Below are 19,014 nucleotides of genomic sequence, written 5' to 3' on the forward strand. Positions count from 1 at the left end.
CCGGTTGCTCCGGCCGATTAGGGAGAGAGGATCAGGAAATGCAGGGAGGGTAAAGCGCAGGGAGGCGACAGTCGCGGTAGGTCAGCCATGCAGCGAGCTGCCAGCCTTCCTATTTGCAGTTTTTGCAGATGGTCAATTTTCGCTTCAACGCCTCGTCTTCCTGATCAATCGACGACTGCGCGTCGGGGCCATTTGTATCCCGACTGGAGCCCTTCGCGGCGCGCAACCTCACGGACGGCGTCACCTGACTCGGTGTGTCATTGTCGTCATCAGTGCCAGCGCTGAAGCCGTCGTAATCGGCGGCAGGATTTGGCGTCGCCGCAGGCCCCCCGATCACAGGCGGCGATGGCTCTCTGCCGGCCGCCGCTGGCGGGGTTCTATTGTTCGTCACCAAGGCCGGCTCCCCCTTGGGCTTGGCGCTTTTGGTGCTCGCATGCGGCGGAGACGCATTGGGCGGGGCAAGCGAAACCGGCGGCGTGGCCGACGTCTGTCCTCGCGCGCTGTCCTGCGACCAGGCGCAAACAAAGAAGAGGCTGAGAGCCATGAGCGTTGTGCGTCTCATCCGCGTCCTTCAAATAGTTCTGTGTTCAATGATTGACAGCATGGCTCCTCGAGCCCCGCAGTGAAGAATATCAGTACTCACGTGGCCGTCAAAATTGACGGAAATGGGGTGCTAACCTCATTCGGCCACGATCCCTGGCGTTGCACGCCGGGCAAAACACGCCAGCGCTGGGTCAATTGCCGGTCGTCAAGATATTCGTATTTACAGAAATTCTGATTTGGCGTAGAAGGCAAAACATCATGGCCCGCCACAAGGGGCGTTTCGCGATCGTCACGATATGCAGGCCGGGATGCGGTGGCCGCGACGGCGTCGGCGCGCGAGTTTGGCTGTGCTCAAAGCGAGTTCTTCGGAGTTTGACCCGAAACAGACGTTTCGCGAACGTATCACATGTGCGATCCGGATCACCAGTATCTGAAGCCGAGCCATGCGTAGTGTCCCTGGCGTGCTGCGAAGACGTTCTGCGGCCGCGGATACTTTCTCGTTCCTCGCGCGCCATAGTTCGCAGTTCGCTTCTTCTGTTCAACCGATGCCATGTGGCGGGAGTCCTGAGATGACATCAGCGCGAGCGCGTCGCGCGCTGCCGACGTATCGCGATTGGTTGGTATCTCTCGGGCCGTGGGCGGGGCGGGAGGGTCCTTGTCCCATGGCGAAGGTGCTGCGGCCACAGTGGCGACCTTTGTCGTGTCGAAGATCAGGGGCTCCGGCCATTTTCGATCCGAGTGGATGCGTATGACAGGTGGATATTCTGCAGCTCTCTGAACGAGCGGAGGCGTTGGCAGATAGAAGCTCGCAATCCACAGCAGCGCCAGTAGTGCCGCGCCGACGTTGCGGAAATATGCCGCAAGAGGCATTTGTCGCTCCGGGGCCCCCCACATTGCCTTGGGCCGAATGCGCGACGCGCGCCATGAATGGCCGGGTGATCCTCCCGGCGTCCTTCGGGACAAAACCATCCAACTGCGTTCAGTAGGTCTGGGCAGCAGTGCTATCGCCAACGACAGCGAAACAAGCTTTTACCGCCGCACTCCAACGCGATTGACACCACCGTTTAAGTTGCCTCCGGCGTTATGACGGACCGCAGCACGTGCCACCGGCCGAGGCCTGAGCACGACGCCTGCCCTAGCAACGCAACCGTGCGGGTAGCCAACATACGAGCAGTACACGACCGCACCGGCCGGTTCGCTGCTCATCGTGGCACCTGCGATTCCCAACAATGCGCTGACCGCGAGGCCCGCTAACGTGAACGACATGGCATAGGATCGAATTTGCTGCATGTGCGTCTCCTGATTTTTTGTCACAAATGGCGATGGATTCTCGTCGGATGCGACCCCGGCAGCGTCGACGGTCGGCCTCCCCAGCGTGAAAGTCTTGACGTAGATCAAGCATGTAGCTCCGGCCCCGTTTATTTCGCTACAACGCGTAACAGTACTCTATGACGAGGGCGGGCTTCACAAAATCCGGGAGATTGGCATGAGTGAAAAAATCACATCAGAAATGATCTCGCGTCGCGGAGCATTTTCCTTCTTGGGAATGGCGGCCGCGTTGGGCCTCGGAGCGTCAGCCACGATGCTGCAGGTGTCGGATGCTGAGGCCCAGACTGCCGGTATGGAGCGGCGTGGGGAACGGCGCACCGGTCGCCATGAACGACGCGGGGAGCGGCGCACAGGTCGCCACGAACGACGCGAGGAGCGGCGCAATTAAGCCGTTTTCCTTTGAGTTCAGGATAGCTTAAGGCCGCTTGCTTTGGGCGGCACCGGCATCGCGGATCGTAGCCTCAAGCGCGAAACGGGCGAGGACGAAGAAGTTGCCGCTGCCGCTCTCGCGCATGGCAAGCGCGGCTCTGCGGATGAAGTCCTTTCGATTGATCTCGATCAAGCGTCCCTTCCGCTTTCGGTGGTTACCGTCACCATTGCTTGCCGCCTTTGCGAGGGACGGGATGAAGCATCGATGCGAATTTTTGTCAGAGGGGGGTGCCGCCGTAGCAGCGGTGCTGTGGTTTGCGTCTGCAAGCACCAGATTGAAAAAGCGAAATGTGAACAGACACAGATTGGAGAGCGGCTTTGACGATCCCAAGGCACTTCTCCTCATGATTTACAAGCAAAGCCGATGGAGTGCCTGGGCGGCTATCGCTGCTGGTTTGGCGGCTGTTTTCGCCATCGCTGACGGACTGCTGCCGGGTACAGGGTGACAATCGTTGAATGCCAGAGTCTGTTGTTGGCCCGTCTCGGACCTCTCGGCATGTCTGCTTTCGTGCTGCTGTTCGGGGACAAACGGACATCGTCGGTCCCGTTGTGCCCGCCAAGCTATCCACCGCAATCCCTGGCGACTTGCGCACGGCGCGCGGCGCGGCGTTCTATAGGCTTGATGCGCCCGCAAAAGATCACCTTCGGCGAAATGCGGCCTGCGACGGCGTTCTGATCTATTGCGCCGACTACAGATGCGGCAACCGCATCGAGATGATGGCGGATCGCTGGTCGGATGAGCTGCGAATGTCCGACATTGAACTGTGCTTCGTCTTCACCCGCTGCGGACAGCGCGGAGCGGAAGTGCGGCCTAAGTTTCCTGAGCCGCACATGGCCTGCTTGCTGATGCTGTGGTCCGCCTGCTTCTTCGATCCGATCATTCTGCCTGATCCTCAATGCTATGTAGCGTGCACAGCGCCTTTTGCACGCCGCAATTGAAAAAGCGGCTGTTGCAGGGCGGTTACGCGGGTTGTCGGATTTGGCTGCTAGTCTGCGCGGCGGAAGTAAACGCATCTTTGGGGATCGGAGAATTCTGATGAAGACGTTTCTGTTGGCTACGGTTGGTCTAATAGTCTTGGGCTCGGCCGCGCCCGCGGCCGCTGCTGATCTTGCGGCACGTCCCTACACCAAAGCGCCGCCGCCGGTAGTGGCTCCGATCTACGATTGGACCGGCTTCTACATCGGCGCCAACGGTGGCTGGGGCCAAAGCCACAAGTGCGTGGATTTTGTCACTGCGGTCGGAACAGTTGCGAGCGGTTGCGGTGATGGTTCAGGAGGCATTGCTGGCGGGCAAATCGGGTACCGCTGGCAAACCAATCAGTTTGTGTTCGGATTGGAAGCACAAGGTGATTGGGCCGATCTCAAGAACACACGCGTGAGCCTGCTCAATCCGACGCTCTCGACGACGGCGAAAACCGACGCTATCGGCCTCTTCACCGGCCAGATCGGTTGGGCGTGGAATTCGGCACTGCTCTATGTCAAGGGCGGCGCGGCTGTAACCGGAAATCGCTTTACTATATTCGACAACGGCACCGGGATCGGCCTCGTCTCAGCAAGCAGCACACGCTGGGGCGGCACCGTGGGTGTCGGCTTTGAGTATGGCTTCACCCCGAACTGGTCGGTCGGTGCTGAATACGACCATCTGTTCATGGGACACGCCAACAATTCCTTCTCGGTGGTCGATCCGCGCCTTGCAGCCGTACTCAACGACCGGGTCGGTCAGGACGTGGACATGATCACCTTGCGGGTGAACTATCGCTTCGGCGGCTACGGCTATCCGCCGGTCGCAGCGCGCTACTGATTTCCAGTCTTCAGCGAACCAAAGCCCCAGCATCGTCCGGGGCTTTTTTGTCCCCCTCGTGTTAGCTGGTGCGCCTGGCAGATATCGATGCGTTGATCGACGGCATTTGCCGGTGTCACGCTGACCGCCTTGTCGCGCATGCCTGCACGGTGCGCGCCGCGAGGCGATCTTGCGGTTAGGCGCAGCATCGCTCCCCGGGGAGAGCACGAAGGACACCGTGAAAACCATCCGCGCAGGGAAGGCCGGGATGTTCCGGCGTCACCTGTGATCCACCCGTGCGCGTTGAACCCGCACACGGGATTACGGGTGTCAGCCGACACCCGGCCTTCCCTGCGCCCTTGTTTTGGAAAGGGCGAGAAAAGGAAAGCAACTCGGGCGAAACAGCCGCGAGAACGCGAAGGTATGTCCTCAACTGGAAATGCAAGTTGTTGGAGTTGCGCCGTCTCCCAACACTCCGTCATTGCGAGCGGAGCGAAGCAATCCAGAATCTTTCCGCGGAAAGATTCTTGATTGCTTCGTCGCAAGGGCTCCTCGCAATGACGGTGGAGAGAGTCGTCGTTCCACGCAGATGGCGCGGACTGGGGTGTTGACGGCATTCACGCCGTCCACCTCGCACTCCGCCCGCAATCACGAACTAAGGAAGTTACTTCGTGGCCGCGCTGATCGAGTTGAACTTGTTGCTGAGGAGGACGCTGCCCGTGTTGGTCACGACGGTGACGATAGCAAGCGCGACGCCGGCGGCGATCAGGCCATACTCGATCGCGGTGGCGCCATTCTCATCGGCAAGAAAAGACCTGAGCAAAATCATCGCCAACTCCTCATCATCCGGTCCAATGTAGGCGCGCGGCGTTGTCAAAGTGGTAAATTGATCGACGGGCATTTGCGCGTCAAACATGCAAGGCTCGGCCGACCTTGCCTGCCGTGTCTTAACGTAACAGCCGTTAAACGAAGGTTTCATTATCCAATTTAAATGGACGGAAGCGGTCCCCCCTCAACTGGTGGCGGTGTGTTCCGACGTGTCCTTGCGAGCGCGTCCCAGCGCGGCCGCGAGACGGCCGACCAGATAGCCCACCACTTCCGGCTGCACGCGCGCTGCACCGTCGGCGATGCGCTCTTCCTCGGTCGTGTCACTCACGATCCCGATGTAGTTCTTTCTGGCGTCCTGCTGCGGCACGAAGGTGCGAACCCTGGCTCGATCGAGGGCCGGATCATGATGCGCGTAAGGGGAATCGGAGGTTAATTTTGGTTCCCGTAGGAATACCCGGTGCGACACGATGACAACGTGGTGGCGAAATTGCCTCGGCCGCTTAAGGGATTGTTGAGGCTGTTCGTCAACCGATTGGCAAGCATGCCGATCGCGGCTCATCCCTGCCGGCCGTCCGCGTTCAACGCCCGCAGCATTCCAATGCGTGCGAACATCAGCCAGCCACCACCTGTCTCCGCCGCGTTGATCAGCATCTCGATCGCGCTCTGCCAGCGCGGCTCCTGCTGCTCGGCTTCGGGCAACTCCATGATGAAGTCGGCGGCCTCTTGCAGCGTGCGCAGCTTGGCGCCGCCGCGCAAGCCGATCGGATCGTCGAACGGCGTCGACCAGGGCATGTCAGGCTGCCCGGTCGGTGAGGGGAGACGTCACGGCGCGATCGGGGATGCGAGGTCGTCAGCCGGCCTTCTTCGTCCGTGTGGTCGCGCGCACTGGCTTGTCGGCCTTCTTCGGTGCAGCTTCCTTGGCCGCTGCGTCCTTGCCGCCCTTGCCCGAGATCGGCAGCAGCATCTCGCGCTGGCCCTCGACGCGCTTCTTGGGCTTCTTGGCTTTTGCGGTCTCCTTGGCGGTTTCCTTGAAGGTCTCCTTGGCAACCTTCGCCGCGGGCGCGGTGTCCTTCTCGCTGGCGAGGCTCTTCTTCAGCGCGTCCATCAGGTTGATGACGTTGCCGCCGCTCTTCGGCGTCGCCTTGGCGGCGATCGGTGCGCCGGAACGCTTCTTGTTGATGAGATCGATCAGCGCGGTCTCGTAGTGGTCTTCGAACAGCTCGGGCTCGAACGCGCCGGACTTCTTCTCGACGATATGCTTGGCGAGGTCGAGCATGTCCTTCGTCAGCTTGACGTCCTGGATGTCATCGAAATATTCGCTCTCGCTGCGCACCTCGTAGGGGTAGCGCAGCAGCGTGCCCATCAGCCCGCTCTCGAGCGGCTCGAGCGCGATGATGTGCTCGCGATTGGTCAGCACCACGCGGCCGATCGCGACCTTGTCCATGCTGCGGATGGTCTCGCGGATCACCGCATAGGCGTCGTGACCGACCTTGCCGTCCGGCACGAGATAATAGGGGCGGATCAGATAGCGGTTATCGATGTCGGTCTTCGGCACGAACTCGTCGATATCGATCGTATGGGTCGAGTCCAGCGCGATGTCGTCGAGCTCGTCCTTGGTGACCTCGATGTAGGTGTCGGTGTCGACCTTGTAGCCCTTGACGATGTCCTCGGAGGTCACCTCGTCACCGGTCTCGGCATCGACCTTCAGATACTTGATCCGGTGGCCGGTCTTGCGGTTGATCTGGTTGAACGAGACCTTCTCGGTATCCGACGTGGCCGGATACAGCGCGACCGGGCAGGTCACGAGCGAGAGACGCAGAAAACCCTTCCAATTGGCGCGGGGGGCCATGGGCTACTCCAAACGCAACGGGGACAGACTTATGAGGATACCATCGGGGAACAGCGAATCATACACGGCTCAGTGCGGATTCTTGCAACTGCGTTAACCAGTCGCTGACCGTGCGGTCCGGCCCGCTCCCTCGGCAAAAACGCCGGAACATCAAATCGGATCGGGCGTTGCCTCGGGACACACGGCCGTGATGACGTCGCGGTCATCGGAGGCGACATCCAGAGATTGAGGTCACCATGGCAACCACGCGCGAGGACCGCCGCATCGTCGAGACCGCAACCGAGGCGCGTCAGGGCGAACCTGGGCCGTCGGTGGCGGCCCTGCTTGCCATCTCGACCGGGCTTGCGATCCTGATTCTCGCCGTCATCTGGTTCGTGTTCTTCCGGACCTGACGGCTAAATCTACGGGAAGGCCGGGCTTCCGACTCACCCGCTAACGCGGCACATTGCGCCCGCCATGCCACAGGCCTCGTCCGGTGGCGTGGCGGGCGCAGTCGCGTCAGGTGCGAACACAGCGTATATGACCAAAAAGTAACGCGACCGGTTCCCCGCGTTCATACTCAGTTCACGCCGGAATTGCTCATCTCTGGCGATCGATCGTGCAGCCAATTTCCGGAGAGAAGCGTGCGCTTGCTCGTTGTTGAGGACGACCCCGATCTCAATCGTCAGCTCACCAAGGCGCTGACCGACGCTGGCTATGTCGTCGACCGCGCCTTCGACGGAGAGGAGGGGCATTATCTCGGCGACAACGAGCCGTATGACGCCGTGGTGCTCGATATCGGCCTGCCGAAGAAGGACGGCATCTCGGTGCTGGAGGCCTGGCGCCGCAACGGCCGCACCATGCCGGTCTTGATCCTCACCGCGCGCGACCGCTGGAGCGACAAGGTCCAGGGTTTTGATGCCGGCGCCGACGACTACGTCGCAAAGCCGTTCCATCTGGAGGAGGTGCTGGCGCGGATCCGTGCGCTGCTGCGCCGCTCCACCGGCCATGCCCAGAGCGAGCTCAGCTGCGGCCCGGTCACGCTCGACACCCGCACCGGCCGGGTCAGCGTCTCCGGCAATCCGGTCAAGATGACCTCGCACGAATATCGGCTTCTGGCCTACCTGATGCACCATTCGGGGCGTGTCGTGTCGCGCACCGAGCTGGTCGAGCACCTCTACGACCAGGATTTTGACCGCGACTCCAACACGATTGAGGTCTTCGTCGGCCGCATCCGCAAGAAGCTCGACGTCGACATCATCCAGACCGTCCGTGGTCTCGGCTACCTCCTGACCCCGCCGCCGACACCGGGCGCTTAAGGGAGCGGGGCTTGACGGGCGCGTCGACACGGGCCTTGGTCCGGTCATGACCGCCGACGCCATGCCGCCTCGCGCCTCCGGGATCATTCCGATGCCCGCCAGCTCGCTTGCCAACCGCCTGTTCCTGTCGGCGACCGCCTGGCTCGTGGTGATCCTGGCCATCACCGGCGTGGTGCTGTCGTCGGTCTACAAGAACGCGACCGAGCGCGCCTTCGACCGCCGGCTCAACCTCTATCTCCGCACCCTCATCGCCGAGGTTGCCACCCCCGACGAGCCGCCGGACCGTCAGTTCCAGTCGCTCGGCGAGCCCCTGTTCGAGCTGCCGCTGTCCGGCTGGTACTGGCAGATCACGCGCACCGACACCGAGAAGCCGGAGATTCGGTCCTCGCGCTCGCTCTGGGACAAGAAGCTGCCGAAGCTGGAAGACAAAGGCACCGAGCTCACCGCCGCCGGCATTCGCCTCGCTTATGTCGACGGGCCGGAAGGGCAGAATTTGCGCATGGTCGAGCGTCCCGTCGATCTCGGCGCCGACGGCAAATATCTGGTCAGCGTCGCCGGCGACGACACCGAGATCTTCGACGAGACGCGCAGCTTCGACTACTATCTCGGCGGCACCTTCACCGCGCTCGGCATCGTGCTGCTGCTGACGACCGTGTTCCAGGTCCGCTTCGGCCTCGCGCCGCTCAAGCGCATCTCGGAATCCATCGCCGACATCCGCTCCGGGCGGGCGGAACGGCTCGAGGGCGAATTCCCGGTCGAGATCGCGCCGCTGGCGCGCGAGACCAACGCGCTGATCGACGCCAATCGCGAGATCGTGGAGCGGGCGCGCACCCATGTCGGCAATCTCGCCCATGCGATCAAGACGCCGCTGTCGGTGATCGTCAACGAGGCCGGTTCGCACGCCGCCGATCCGTTCGCGGCCAAGGTGATGGAGCAGGCGGACGTGATGCGCAACCAACTCGCCCATCATCTGGAGCGCGCCCGCATGGCGGCCAGGGTCTCGGTCGTCGGCACCGTGACGGAGGTTGCGCCCGCCATCGAAGCGTTGCGGCGGACCATGGAGAAGATCCACCGCGGCCGCGGCATTGCCGTCGAGGCCAAGGCCGATCCGTCGGCGAGATTCCGCGGCGAGCGGCAGGATCTGGAGGAAATGGTCGGCAATCTCGTCGACAATGCCTGCAAATGGGCAGCCTCGCGCGTCTTCATCGAGGTGTTGGTGGAGGCGGCGCAGCAGGCCGGCGCAGGCCCGAGGCTGCGGCTCATCGTCGATGACGACGGGCGCGGCCTCTCGGAGGCCGAGCGCGCCCAGGTCTCCCGGCGCGGCCAAAGGCTCGACGAATCCAAGCCGGGCTCCGGGCTCGGGCTGTCGATCGTGACCGACCTCGCCGCGCTCTATGGCGGCAGCCTGTCGCTCGGCAGCGCGCCAATCGGGGGGCTGCGGGCCGAGCTGGTGCTGCCCGGAATATAATCCTCTGATCTCAAACGATTATTTGGGCTTCCGGGCGAAACCGGAAGTATTCGGAGCGACTTCCTCAACGGCTTCTTAAGGCGCACCCACCTATGATCGTGCAGGGACGCACCCTACGTCCGCCATTTTACCCTGTATTACCCGGGCGCATGAGCCAGACATCGATCGAGCGGCTGAGGGAATATCTCGCGCAGCTCCCGCCGCAGGCGCAGGCGCTGCTGATGCGGGAGTTCGAGCGTGCGCTCGAGCGCGGCCAGGACACCGCCGTGGCGACCCTCGTGCTCGAGCAGCTGCGCAAGATCGTGCGCAAGACCGAGGCCGACGAAGCTCCGCCGCCGCGCACCGACGATCTGTCGCGGCTGCTGTTCCAGGCGCTGGAACCGTTCCTGGTGGAGGCCGGCGCCCCAACCCGGGTCGGCCAGATCCGCCGCTCCTCGCTGCATCCGATCTGGCAGTGGCTCGGCCGCGACGGCGCCCCGGACAAGCTGGCAGAATTCGAGGCGGCGCTGGCACGCATGCCGGCATCAGACAGTGCGGGGCAGGTCGAGGCGCTCGCGCTCAAGCTTCAGGCTGTGGCCGCGGACGCCATCTTCGAGCTGACGGGGCCGGGCGGTGGCGACAAGTCGCGCGCGCTCGCCCGCGTCGGTCCGCCCAACGTGATCGAGGACCTCTATTCGATCGGCGCGGTGCTAGGGGTTCGCGAGGCCATCGGCACGCTCAATGAGAAGCTGCCGCGCTTCCTGCGCACATTCGGCGATCCCCAGATCGCCTCGGTGACCGCTGCGCTCAACATTCCCGTGCTCCAGACCCCGCAAATGCTGCCATTTGCACTGTCGATGGTGGTCCAGCGCATGACCGCACCGTGGCAGATCATTCGCCTCGCCATCAAGATCGCCGCGTCCGACGACGAGATCCGCGTCGCGGCAACGCCTTATGGCGTCGCCGTCACGATGGCCCTGCACGATCTGTCCCGTGTTGCCGCCAATTTGCGCATGGACATCAAGCGCGGCCATTTCGAGACCGTCGCCGACAACCTGAAGGCGCTGCATGACGGCGTTCGTGGCCTGCGCACCGAGCTCGACCTGCGCAACGATTCCGCCTGGGGCAAGCAGCTGACCTCGATCCGGGCCGACATCTCCAACGCGCTGCAGTCCGAGATCGACAGCGTTCCCGGCCGCGTCCGCCGCATCCTGCGCCAGCGCCCCGAGAAGGACATTCCGCCGGGCGCACGGATCGACAGCACCGAAGTCGAGGAAACCGTGGCGCTGATCGATTTCGTCGCAACCTGCCGCAACTACGCCAGCGAACTTGCGATCAACGAGGTGACGCTGCGCACCTATTCCGACCTGCAGCAATATGTGGAACGGTCGACCGAGCAACTGGTGCAGTCGCTGCGCGCCGCCGATCACAAGGTCCGCACCTACCGGCAGCAGCAGGTGCAGGCCGCGATCCGCTTCTGCCAGGTGCTGTTTGGCGACGATTACGCCTCGCTGATGAGCCGCGCCGCAGAGAATGCGGTGACGGGCGAGCGCAAATCGACCCGCGCAAGCTGATCCAAGCGCATCTTTTCGTGATCACAATTTGTGGTTGACGCTGCCGGTTGTGGGCCCTACGGTCCCCGTGCAAGCTTCTGGAATTTCTATCTGTGGGCGCATGAAACCCGTTATCAGCTCCATCGAAATCGAAAACCGCGTCATTGTTGCCAAATATCAAAGGCTGATGGTCGGCGCGAAGATGGTGCTGGTCGAGAAGGCAAGCGGTCGGCAACTGCCTGAGACCGTCACGAGGGTTGCATCGCCCGTTCCCGTGGGGGCGTTGCGGATCAGATTGCCTGAGGCGATCGAGCCGGGAACATACTTCCTGAAGGCCTTCAACGGGCACGGCGAGGACGCCGCTCAAAGTGCGGACTTTGAGATCAGCTAAGCCGTTGGATTTTCACCATTTCGGGACTATGTACGCTCGCGCCAAATTGACAATTGTCAATTGCCGCATCGTCCGGCCGTGGTGTAAAGCCACCTGTGGGCGCGGCTCGCGCGCCGCTGGAAGCTTGCCAGATGACGCTATGGTTCGTGTTCGCGCTGATGACGGTCGCGGCGATCTTCGCCGTGCTCTGGCCGCTCGGCCGTGGCGTGCGTCCTGACAATCAAGGCAGCGAGGTCGCGGTCTACAAGGATCAGCTGGCCGAGATCGAGCGTGATCTCGCGGCAGGACTGATCGCGCTACCTGAAGCCGAAGCGGCGCGCGTCGAGATCAGCCGCAGGCTGCTCGCCGCCGCCGGCAGCGAGTCTGCGCTCGTGCCGACGTCCAGCCTCAAATGGCGCCGTGCGGCTGCCGTGCTGGCGCTGGTCGGCCTGCCTCTGGTGGCGGCCGCGATCTATGTTCCGCTCGGCTCGCCCGCGCTCCGCGACTTCCCGCTGGCGCAGCGGGAGCGTGGGGCCGGGTCCGGCATGGCGCAGTCGCTCGAGAACCTCGTCGTGCAAGTCCAGCAACATCTGGAGAAAAACCCGACCGATGGCCGCGGCTGGAACGTGCTTGCGCCGGTGCTGGAGCGGCTGGGCCGCTTCGACGAGGCCGTGCGCGCCTATCGCAATTCGATTACCTATAACGGCGACAGCGCGGAGCGCCGCTCCGATCTCGGCGAAGCGATGACGGCCGCGGCCAGCGGTGTGGTGACGGCCGAAGCCAAGACCGAGTTCGAGCGCGCGCATGCGCTCAACACCGACGATCCCAAGGCGAACTACTTCCTCGGGCTCGCCGCTGAGCAGGACGGCCGCAAGGATGACGCGGCCAATATCTGGCGCGTGCTGCTGGCGAAAGCACCCGCGGATGCGCCGTGGCGGCCCCTGGTGCAGACCTCGCTCGCGCGGGTCGGCGGTGGCGGCGTGACGATGCCGGCGCTGTCCGACGAGACGATCGCAGCGTCCAAGGAGATGAACGACGGCGATCGCAACGCAATGATCCGCAGCATGGTCGAACGTCTCGCCACGCGTCTCAAGCAGAACGGCGACGATGTCGAGGGTTGGCTGCGTCTGGTGCGCGCCTATCTGGTGATGGGCGATCGCGACAAGGCGCTGGGCGCCTCGACCGACGCCCGCCAGGCGGTCGCCAAGAATTCCGAACGGCTGCGCCAGCTCAACGAAGGCCTCAAGACCCTCGGGCTGGACGGATGACAGTCGCGGCACGAGACGAGCGGAGAACGGATACGCCATGACGCGCAGGCAGCGACGTATGACCATCATCGGCGGCTCGCTCGCCGTGCTCGCGCTCGCAGCCGCGCTGGTGCTCAATGCCTTGCGCGACTCCATCGTGTTCTTCTCGACCCCGACCATGGTGGCCGAGAAGCACGTCCAGCCGGGCAAGCGTTTTCGCCTCGGCGGTCTGGTGCAGCCGGGCTCGCTCCAGCGCGGCGACAATCTCGCGGTGATGTTTGAAGTGGCCGACGGCGGCGCCAAGCTGCCCGTCGCGTATAAGGGCATTTTGCCCGATCTGTTCCGCGAAGGACAGGGCGTCGTCGCCGAAGGCGCGCTCGACGCCAACGGCGTGTTCAAGGCCGACACCGTGCTCGCCAAGCACGACGAGACCTATATGCCCAAGGACGTTGCCGACGCCCTGAAGAAGCAGGGGCACTGGAAGGATGATTACGGCGCCAAAGCTTCTGGTGACCCCAAGCCTTCTGGTAACCCCAAGCCTTCTGGCGATGCAAAGCCTTCGGCTACGACGGCGCAAGGCAATTCGCAGGGAGCGGTGCGGTGATCGCGGAAGCCGGACATTATGCGCTGGTGCTGGCACTCGCGCTGGCGCTGATCCAGTCTTTGGTGCCGCTGATCGGCGCACGCTTGCGCGATCCCGCGCTGATGAACGTGGCGCGCTCCACCGCGCTGGCGCAGCTCCTGTTCGTCGGCGCGTCGTTCATCGCGCTCGTGACGTTGCATGTGAACTCGGATTTCTCCGTCGCCAATGTCTACGAGAATTCCCATTCCATGAAGCCGTTGATCTACAAGATCACCGGCGTGTGGGGAAACCATGAAGGCTCGATGCTGTTGTGGGTGTCGATCCTGGCGCTCTTCGGCGGGCTCGTTGCCGCCTTCGGCAACAATCTGCCGCTGTCGCTGCGGGCGCATGTGCTTAGCGTGCAGGCCTGGATCGCGAGCGCCTTCTATCTCTTCATCCTGATCACCTCGAATCCGTTCCTGCGCATCGTCAATCCGCCGATCGAGGGGCGCGACCTCAATCCGGTGCTCCAGGACATCGGTCTCGCCGTGCATCCGCCGATGCTCTATCTCGGCTATGTCGGCTTCTCGATCTCGTTCTCGTTCGCGATCGCGGCGCTGCTGGAGGGCCGGATCGATGCGGCTTGGGCGCGCTGGGTGCGGCCGTGGACGCTGGTCGCCTGGATCTTCCTGACGCTCGGCATCGCGATGGGCTCCTACTGGGCCTATTACGAGCTCGGCTGGGGCGGCTGGTGGTTCTGGGACCCGGTCGAGAACGCCTCGCTGATGCCGTGGCTCGCCGGCACGGCGCTGCTGCACTCGGCGCTGGTGATGGAGAAGCGCAACGCGCTGAAGGTCTGGACCATCCTTCTTTCGATCCTGACTTTCTCACTGTCGCTGCTCGGCACCTTCCTGGTGCGCTCGGGTGTCATCACCTCCGTCCACGCCTTCGCCAATGATCCAACCCGCGGCGTCTTCATCCTCTTGATCCTCTGCCTGTTCATCGGCGGCAGCCTGTCGCTGTTCGCGGGACGCGCGACCTCGTTGAAGCAGGGTGGCTTGTTCGCGCCGATCTCGCGCGAAGGCGCGCTGGTGCTGAACAATTTGCTGCTGACGGTGGCCTGCGCAGTCGTCCTGTTCGGAACGCTTTATCCGCTGGCGATGGAAGTGCTCGCCGACTTCAAGATGTCGGTGGGCGCACCGTTCTACAATCTGACCTTCGTGCCGCTGTTCGCGCTGCTGTTGCTCGCCGTGCCATTCGGGCCCATGCTGGCGTGGAAACGCGGCGATCTGCTCGGCGTCACTCAGCGGCTGCTGGCGGCCGGCGTGGCGGGTCTTGCGGTGATCGCCATTGTCTGGGCCTGGACGCGTGGCGGCAGCGCACTGGCGCCATTGGCCATCGGGCTTGGCGTCTTCGTCATCGCCGGTGCCGTGACCGATATGGCCGAACGAACCGGCCTGTTTCGCCTGCCGTTTACGACCACGCTGCACCGCGCCCGGGGCCTGCCGCGCTCGGCCTGGGGCACCGCGTTTGCACATGCCGGTCTCGGCGTCGCGCTGATCGGGATCGTCTGCGAGACCACCTGGAACAGCGAATATATCGCGACCATGAAGCCAAACGACGTTGCGCAGGTCGCTGGATATGACCTGAAGCTCGACGGTCTGCTTGAGCGCCAGGGGCCGAACTACCGCGAGATGATTGCCCAGTTCAATGTCAGCCGGGACGGCGCAGCGCTCAGCGTCATGACGCCGTCGAAGCGCAGCTTCACCACACGCGGCTCCACCACCACGGAAGCTGCGCTTTTGACTCGCGGCGCAAGCCAGCTCTACATCTCGCTCGGCGATGTTACCGCCGAGGGCGCGATCGCCGTGCGCATCTATCACAAGCCGTTGGTGCTCATGATCTGGTGGGGGCCCGTGCTGATGGCGTTCGGCGGCATGCTGTCGCTATCCGACCGGCGCCTGCGGGTCGGTGCGCCCACGCCGGCGCGGGCCAAGCAGCGCCTGCAACCTGCGGAGTGACGCGATGCGCCGGATGATGTCCGCGATCGTCGCGCTCATGCTGCTGGCTATGCCCGCGGTGCATGCCGTGCAACCCGACGAGATCATGTCGGATCCCGCGAAGGAAGCGCGCGCGCGTGAATTGTCGCGCGAGCTGCGCTGCATGGTCTGCCAGAACCAGTCGATCGATGACTCCGATGCGCCGCTCGCGCGCGATCTGCGGCTCCTCGTGCGGGAGCGGATCGCGGCCGGCGACAGCAACTCGCAGGTGCTCGACTTCCTGGTCGCGCGTTACGGCGAGTTCGTGCTGCTCAAGCCGCGCTTCGAACGGCAGACCGTGCTGTTGTGGCTGCTCGCGCCGCTGCTGCTGGCCGGCGGTGGCTTTGCGCTGTGGCGGCAAAACCGACGCCGCGCGCAGATCGGTGCAGATGTACCGCCGCCGCTGACCCCCGACGAACAGGCGCGGCTCGCCGCGTTGATGTCCGAAGACGCGCCAACGCATTAGATTCGCGCTCCGGCGCGCGTCGCCGGAACCCTATTAAGTTCCTGTAGCACCGCGACTTTCGGCCTGCGATAAACTGCCGCATCGCGGATCGTCCTTCATTACAAAAGTTTAACCCCGCAGCCAGCGCGCGGTAAGGCGGAAGTCCCCATGTTCAGGTCCGTAAGGTGCTGCCATCTGGCACCAAATGGATTTCAAGGCCCTGGAGACCTCTGCATGACCGACCGTCCCGATCTCACGAACCTTCCGTCCTACCGGCAGCCCCGCCGTTCGGTGTTTTCCGCGCGCAGAATCGCGCTGATGGCCTCGGTCGTCGCCGGCCTCGGCATCGCCGTCCACGGCTTCAGCCCGTCGACGTCGCCCGTCGACCTGTTCTCCAGCCCGGCGCACGCGCAGGTCAACAACGAGGTCAAGAAGGTCGAACGTCCGATCGGCTTCGCTGACATCGTCGAGCGCGTGAAGCCCTCGGTGATCTCGGTGAAGGTCAACATCAAGGAGAAGACCGCGAGCAACGACGACGGCGATGATTCCGCCTCGCCGTTCCAGCCGGGCTCGCCGATGGAGCGCTTCTTCCGCCGCTTCGGCGGTCCGGATGGCATCCCGGGCCTGAAGGGTGGCGGTCGTGGCCGCGTCGTCCAAGGCCAGGGCTCCGGCTTCTTCATCTCGGCTGACGGCTTTGCCGTGACCAACAACCACGTGGTCGACGGTGCCGACAAGGTCGAGGTCACCACCGACGACGGCAAGACCTACACCGCCAAGGTGATCGGCACCGACCAGCGCACCGACCTTGCTCTGATCAAGGTCGAGGGCGGCTCGAACTTCTCCTTCGCCAAGCTTGCCGATGGCAAGCCGCGGATCGGCGACTGGGTGCTGGCGGTCGGCAACCCGTTCGGCCTCGGCGGCACCGTGACCGCGGGCATCGTCTCGGCCAGCGGCCGCGACATCGGCAACGGCCCGTATGACGATTTCATCCAGATCGACGCGCCCGTGAACAAGGGCAATTCCGGCGGTCCGGCCTTCAACACCGATGGCGAGGTGATGGGCGTCAACACCGCGATCTATTCGCCCTCCGGCGGCAGCGTCGGCATCGCGTTCTCGATCCCCGCCAACACCGTGAAGAGCGTGGTCGCCCAGCTCAAGGACAAGGGCTCGGTTAGCCGCGGTTGGATCGGCGTGCAGATCCAGCCCGTGACGTCCGACATCGCCGACAGCCTCGGCATGAAGAAGGCCGAAGGCGCGCTGGTGGCGGAGCCGCAGAAGGATGGTCCGGCGGCCAAGGCCGGCATCGAGTCCGGCGACGTCATCACCTCGGTCAACGGCGAATCCGTGAAGGACGCCCGCGAGCTCGCCCGCACCATCGGCGCCATGGCGCCCGGCGCGTCCGTGAAGCTCAACGTGCTGCACAAGGGCCAGGACAAGGTCGTGAACCTCACCCTCGGTCAGCTGCCGAACACGGTCGAGGCCAAGGCCGACATCGATAGCGACAGTGACAAGGGCGTGAGTAAGGGCACGGACGTGCCGAAGCTCGGCATGACGGTTGCTCCCGCCAACTCCGTGGCCGGTGCCGGCAAGGACGGCGTCGTGGTCACCCAAGTCGATCCGAAGAGCGCAGCCGCCGAGCGCGGCTTCAAGGAAGGCGACGTGATTCTCGAAGTCGGCGGCAAGAGCGTGAGCACCGCCGGCGATGTCCGCGACGCCATCACCGCGGCGCGGACCGACAACAAGAACAGCGTCCTGATGCGCGTGAAGAGCGGCGGCCAGTCGCGCTTCGTCGCAGTGCCCATCGCCAAGGGCTAACAAGGGCGAAGCCTCAGGAGGCTTACGAGATGAAGGGTGTCGCCGGCATCAGTCGCCCCCGCCGCCGGCATTCTTCCGGGGAGCAGCGCAACGCCTGCTCCCCTAGCCTACCTTCCGGTGGAATTACGCCCCCCTCCGTCGGAAGGCCTAGGGCGGTGAGGTCCCCCCAGCTTCACCGCCCGCCTTTTTTGCCTACCGGAGTCTCGTTGGCTTGGCTTGCATGCGATTGCCGCTCGCGCCATGTTTAGAGAAGGTTGACCTCCTTGACCGCCGCCGAACGCACGATGCGCCTCCTCATCATCGAAGACGACCGCGAATCCGCCGACTATCTCGTGAAGGCGTTTCGCGAGGTCGGACATATTGCCGACCACGCCGGTGACGGCGAGGAAGGCCTCGCCATGGCCGAGAACGGCGATTACGACGTGCTGGTGGTCGACCGCATGCTGCCCAAGCGCGACGGGCTGTCGCTGATCGGCTCGCTGCGCGACAAGGGCGACTCGACGCCGGTGCTGATTCTCTCCGCGCTCGGGCAGGTCGACGATCGCATCAAGGGCCTGCGCGCCGGCGGCGACGACTATCTGCCAAAGCCCTATTCCTTCGCCGAGCTGCTCGCCCGCGTCGAGGTGCTGTCGCGCCGCCGCGGCGGCCCGGCCGAGGACACGCTCTACCGTGTTGGCGATCTCGAGCTCGACCGGCTCTCCCACCGCGTCGCCCGCGGCAAGGACGAGCTGACGCTGCAGCCGCGTGAATTCCGCCTGCTCGAATATTTGATGAAGCATGCCGGCCAGGTGGTGACGCGCACCATGCTGCTGGAGAACGTCTGGGACTATCATTTCGATCCGCAGACCAACGTGATCGACGTGCACATTTCGCGGCTGCGCTCCAAGATCGACAAGGGATTCGAGCGGCCGCTGCTGCACACGATCCGCGGCGCCGGGTACATGATCCGTGACGGGATCAGATAACGCACGATAACTATAGCGTTTTTTTAGCCATGCGGTTTCTTGATTGCCAACTATTTACCGCTTTCCCCGATCGTCCATCGGCTTAGCAGCACCGCCGAAAAGTAAAGCCCCGCCTAAGCGGGGCTTCCCTCAATCGCCTTGCGGGCGTCCGGCAGTGTTCTAAGCCATACTTTTAGATCGTCGGGCAGGATGATCGTACGCCGGCCGTGCTTCTTGGCCTTGAGAAGACCGCTGGTGATGGCCTCGCGAATGGAGGTAAGCCCGATCCCGGTGAGGGCGCTTGCCTCCTCAGGTGAGACCGAGAGTCGTTCCGAGAGCGCGACCTTTCCCTTCTGCCCGAACTCGTTCATCACACATCTGCCTCATCCTTCGCGAACCACACGTGGCTAGTTCGTCGCCCTGGTCCTCGACTACGACTCCGGCACAGGCGACAATCTCATGCGTCTTTTTGGCGTAGCTTGCATCGGAGAACTTGATCACCCCCAAATGATGCCATCGGCGATGCCGAAGTAAAA

General features: G+C 63.6%; 23 protein-coding genes. 14 read left to right on the forward strand and 9 right to left on the reverse strand.

Annotation, left to right across the window (positions count from 1 at the left end):
* Positions 1 to 109 precede the first annotated feature (109 nt).
* From ACP2YP_RS13950 to ACP2YP_RS13960, 3 genes are all read right to left on the reverse strand, one after another.
* The gene (locus tag ACP2YP_RS13950; protein ID WP_426424776.1) at positions 110 to 544 is read right to left on the reverse strand and encodes a hypothetical protein; all 435 of its coding nucleotides are present in this window, start codon (positions 542 to 544) and stop codon (positions 110 to 112) included.
* Positions 545 to 963: 419 nt separating this feature from the next.
* The gene (locus ACP2YP_RS13955) at positions 964 to 1,413 is read right to left on the reverse strand and encodes a hypothetical protein (protein ID WP_426424777.1); all 450 of its coding nucleotides are present in this window, start codon (positions 1,411 to 1,413) and stop codon (positions 964 to 966) included.
* 159 nt (positions 1,414 to 1,572) lie between these two features.
* The gene (locus ACP2YP_RS13960) at positions 1,573 to 1,833 is read right to left on the reverse strand and encodes a hypothetical protein (RefSeq protein WP_426426147.1); all 261 of its coding nucleotides are present in this window, start codon (positions 1,831 to 1,833) and stop codon (positions 1,573 to 1,575) included.
* 196 nt (positions 1,834 to 2,029) lie between these two features.
* Here ACP2YP_RS13960 and ACP2YP_RS13965 point away from each other — a divergent pair, with 196 nt between their 5' ends.
* Positions 2,030 to 2,260, forward strand: coding sequence for a hypothetical protein (locus ACP2YP_RS13965; RefSeq protein WP_426424778.1), 231 nt, complete (start codon positions 2,030 to 2,032; stop codon positions 2,258 to 2,260).
* A 27-nt stretch (positions 2,261 to 2,287) separates the two neighbouring features.
* Here the strand turns inward: ACP2YP_RS13965 and ACP2YP_RS13970 are convergent, their stop codons facing one another.
* Positions 2,288 to 2,632, reverse strand: a complete 345-nt coding sequence (locus tag ACP2YP_RS13970; protein ID WP_426424779.1) for a hypothetical protein — start codon at positions 2,630 to 2,632, stop codon at positions 2,288 to 2,290.
* Between the two features lie 254 nt (positions 2,633 to 2,886).
* On the opposite strand from ACP2YP_RS13970, the gene ACP2YP_RS13975 reads away from it, so the two are divergent.
* Together ACP2YP_RS13975 and ACP2YP_RS13980 are read left to right on the forward strand one after the other, a co-directional pair.
* Positions 2,887 to 3,240 (forward strand): hypothetical protein, encoded by a 354-nt coding sequence (locus ACP2YP_RS13975; RefSeq protein ID WP_426424780.1) that lies wholly within the window; start codon positions 2,887 to 2,889, stop codon positions 3,238 to 3,240.
* A 97-nt stretch (positions 3,241 to 3,337) separates the two neighbouring features.
* On the forward strand, positions 3,338 to 4,102 hold the full coding sequence (locus tag ACP2YP_RS13980; RefSeq protein ID WP_426424781.1) for an outer membrane protein: 765 nt from the start codon (positions 3,338 to 3,340) through the stop codon (positions 4,100 to 4,102).
* Between the two features lie 643 nt (positions 4,103 to 4,745).
* On the opposite strand, the gene ACP2YP_RS13985 is transcribed toward ACP2YP_RS13980, so the two are convergent.
* From ACP2YP_RS13985 to ACP2YP_RS14000, 4 genes are all read right to left on the reverse strand, one after another.
* Positions 4,746 to 4,910, reverse strand: coding sequence for a Flp family type IVb pilin (locus ACP2YP_RS13985; RefSeq protein WP_426426148.1), 165 nt, complete (start codon positions 4,908 to 4,910; stop codon positions 4,746 to 4,748).
* 183 nt (positions 4,911 to 5,093) lie between these two features.
* Positions 5,094 to 5,276 carry a hypothetical protein gene (locus ACP2YP_RS13990; RefSeq protein ID WP_426424782.1) on the reverse strand — a complete coding sequence of 61 codons (183 nt, stop codon included), beginning with the start codon at positions 5,274 to 5,276 and terminating at the stop codon, positions 5,094 to 5,096.
* Positions 5,277 to 5,464: 188 nt separating this feature from the next.
* A complete protein-coding gene (locus tag ACP2YP_RS13995; RefSeq protein WP_426424783.1) occupies positions 5,465 to 5,701 on the reverse strand; it encodes a hypothetical protein in 237 nt (78 codons plus the stop codon).
* Positions 5,702 to 5,759: 58 nt separating this feature from the next.
* Positions 5,760 to 6,758 carry a Ku protein gene (locus tag ACP2YP_RS14000; RefSeq protein ID WP_426424784.1) on the reverse strand — a complete coding sequence of 333 codons (999 nt, stop codon included), beginning with the start codon at positions 6,756 to 6,758 and terminating at the stop codon, positions 5,760 to 5,762.
* A 236-nt stretch (positions 6,759 to 6,994) separates the two neighbouring features.
* On the opposite strand from ACP2YP_RS14000, the gene ACP2YP_RS14005 reads away from it, so the two are divergent.
* From ACP2YP_RS14005 to ACP2YP_RS14055, 11 genes are all read left to right on the forward strand, one after another.
* Positions 6,995 to 7,150 (forward strand): hypothetical protein, encoded by a 156-nt coding sequence (locus ACP2YP_RS14005; protein ID WP_426424785.1) that lies wholly within the window; start codon positions 6,995 to 6,997, stop codon positions 7,148 to 7,150.
* 231 nt (positions 7,151 to 7,381) lie between these two features.
* Positions 7,382 to 8,056 (forward strand): response regulator transcription factor, encoded by a 675-nt coding sequence (locus ACP2YP_RS14010; RefSeq protein ID WP_426424786.1) that lies wholly within the window; start codon positions 7,382 to 7,384, stop codon positions 8,054 to 8,056.
* A gap of 91 nt (positions 8,057 to 8,147) precedes the next feature.
* On the forward strand, positions 8,148 to 9,524 hold the full coding sequence (locus ACP2YP_RS14015) for an ATP-binding protein (protein ID WP_426424787.1): 1,377 nt from the start codon (positions 8,148 to 8,150) through the stop codon (positions 9,522 to 9,524).
* 149 nt (positions 9,525 to 9,673) lie between these two features.
* Entirely contained in the window at positions 9,674 to 11,077 is a 1,404-nt protein-coding gene (locus tag ACP2YP_RS14020; RefSeq protein WP_426424788.1) for a hypothetical protein, read from the forward strand.
* Positions 11,078 to 11,177: 100 nt separating this feature from the next.
* Positions 11,178 to 11,447, forward strand: coding sequence for a hypothetical protein (locus ACP2YP_RS14025; protein WP_426424789.1), 270 nt, complete (start codon positions 11,178 to 11,180; stop codon positions 11,445 to 11,447).
* A 131-nt stretch (positions 11,448 to 11,578) separates the two neighbouring features.
* Positions 11,579 to 12,694, forward strand: coding sequence for a c-type cytochrome biogenesis protein CcmI (gene ccmI, locus ACP2YP_RS14030; RefSeq protein ID WP_426424790.1), 1,116 nt, complete (start codon positions 11,579 to 11,581; stop codon positions 12,692 to 12,694).
* A gap of 37 nt (positions 12,695 to 12,731) precedes the next feature.
* Positions 12,732 to 13,277: a cytochrome c maturation protein CcmE gene (ccmE, locus tag ACP2YP_RS14035; protein ID WP_426424792.1), complete on the forward strand. Its 546-nt coding sequence runs from the start codon at positions 12,732 to 12,734 to the stop codon at positions 13,275 to 13,277.
* Entirely contained in the window at positions 13,274 to 15,256 is a 1,983-nt protein-coding gene (locus ACP2YP_RS14040) for a heme lyase CcmF/NrfE family subunit (protein ID WP_426424793.1), read from the forward strand. Before ccmE ends, ACP2YP_RS14040 begins: the two co-directional genes overlap by 4 nt.
* A 4-nt stretch (positions 15,257 to 15,260) precedes the next feature.
* Positions 15,261 to 15,740 (forward strand): cytochrome c-type biogenesis protein, encoded by a 480-nt coding sequence (locus ACP2YP_RS14045; RefSeq protein WP_426424794.1) that lies wholly within the window; start codon positions 15,261 to 15,263, stop codon positions 15,738 to 15,740.
* 213 nt (positions 15,741 to 15,953) lie between these two features.
* Positions 15,954 to 17,534: a Do family serine endopeptidase gene (locus ACP2YP_RS14050; RefSeq protein WP_426424795.1), complete on the forward strand. Its 1,581-nt coding sequence runs from the start codon at positions 15,954 to 15,956 to the stop codon at positions 17,532 to 17,534.
* A 284-nt stretch (positions 17,535 to 17,818) separates the two neighbouring features.
* Positions 17,819 to 18,499, forward strand: coding sequence for a response regulator transcription factor (locus ACP2YP_RS14055; RefSeq protein WP_426424797.1), 681 nt, complete (start codon positions 17,819 to 17,821; stop codon positions 18,497 to 18,499).
* Between the two features lie 113 nt (positions 18,500 to 18,612).
* Here the strand turns inward: ACP2YP_RS14055 and ACP2YP_RS14060 are convergent, their stop codons facing one another.
* Positions 18,613 to 18,849: a helix-turn-helix domain-containing protein gene (locus ACP2YP_RS14060; RefSeq protein WP_426424798.1), complete on the reverse strand. Its 237-nt coding sequence runs from the start codon at positions 18,847 to 18,849 to the stop codon at positions 18,613 to 18,615.
* Positions 18,850 to 19,014 lie beyond the last annotated feature (165 nt).

The sequence above is a fragment of the Bradyrhizobium genosp. A genome, assembly GCF_049949275.1.
Lineage (GTDB): Bacteria > Pseudomonadota > Alphaproteobacteria > Rhizobiales > Xanthobacteraceae > Bradyrhizobium.

Coding starts and splice junctions, on each gene's coding strand:
- ACP2YP_RS13955 (WP_426424777.1), bottom strand. CDS start 1,413: ATGCCTCTTGCGGCATATTTCCGCAACGTCGGCGCGGCACTACTGGCG.
- ACP2YP_RS14050 (WP_426424795.1), top strand. CDS start 15,954: ATGACCGACCGTCCCGATCTCACGAACCTTCCGTCCTACCGGCAGCCC.
- ACP2YP_RS13950 (WP_426424776.1), bottom strand. CDS start 544: ATGGCTCTCAGCCTCTTCTTTGTTTGCGCCTGGTCGCAGGACAGCGCG.
- ACP2YP_RS14025 (WP_426424789.1), top strand. CDS start 11,178: ATGAAACCCGTTATCAGCTCCATCGAAATCGAAAACCGCGTCATTGTT.
- ACP2YP_RS14045 (WP_426424794.1), top strand. CDS start 15,261: ATGCGCCGGATGATGTCCGCGATCGTCGCGCTCATGCTGCTGGCTATG.
- ACP2YP_RS14015 (WP_426424787.1), top strand. CDS start 8,148: ATGCCCGCCAGCTCGCTTGCCAACCGCCTGTTCCTGTCGGCGACCGCC.
- ACP2YP_RS13960 (WP_426426147.1), bottom strand. CDS start 1,833: ATGCAGCAAATTCGATCCTATGCCATGTCGTTCACGTTAGCGGGCCTC.
- ACP2YP_RS14005 (WP_426424785.1), top strand. CDS start 6,995: ATGGCAACCACGCGCGAGGACCGCCGCATCGTCGAGACCGCAACCGAG.
- ACP2YP_RS14020 (WP_426424788.1), top strand. CDS start 9,674: ATGAGCCAGACATCGATCGAGCGGCTGAGGGAATATCTCGCGCAGCTC.
- ACP2YP_RS14060 (WP_426424798.1), bottom strand. CDS start 18,849: ATGAACGAGTTCGGGCAGAAGGGAAAGGTCGCGCTCTCGGAACGACTC.
- ACP2YP_RS13965 (WP_426424778.1), top strand. CDS start 2,030: ATGAGTGAAAAAATCACATCAGAAATGATCTCGCGTCGCGGAGCATTT.
- ACP2YP_RS14000 (WP_426424784.1), bottom strand. CDS start 6,758: ATGGCCCCCCGCGCCAATTGGAAGGGTTTTCTGCGTCTCTCGCTCGTG.
- ccmE (WP_426424792.1), top strand. CDS start 12,732: ATGACGCGCAGGCAGCGACGTATGACCATCATCGGCGGCTCGCTCGCC.
- ACP2YP_RS13980 (WP_426424781.1), top strand. CDS start 3,338: ATGAAGACGTTTCTGTTGGCTACGGTTGGTCTAATAGTCTTGGGCTCG.
- ACP2YP_RS14055 (WP_426424797.1), top strand. CDS start 17,819: ATGCGCCTCCTCATCATCGAAGACGACCGCGAATCCGCCGACTATCTC.
- ccmI (WP_426424790.1), top strand. CDS start 11,579: ATGACGCTATGGTTCGTGTTCGCGCTGATGACGGTCGCGGCGATCTTC.
- ACP2YP_RS13995 (WP_426424783.1), bottom strand. CDS start 5,701: ATGCCCTGGTCGACGCCGTTCGACGATCCGATCGGCTTGCGCGGCGGC.
- ACP2YP_RS13985 (WP_426426148.1), bottom strand. CDS start 4,910: ATGATTTTGCTCAGGTCTTTTCTTGCCGATGAGAATGGCGCCACCGCG.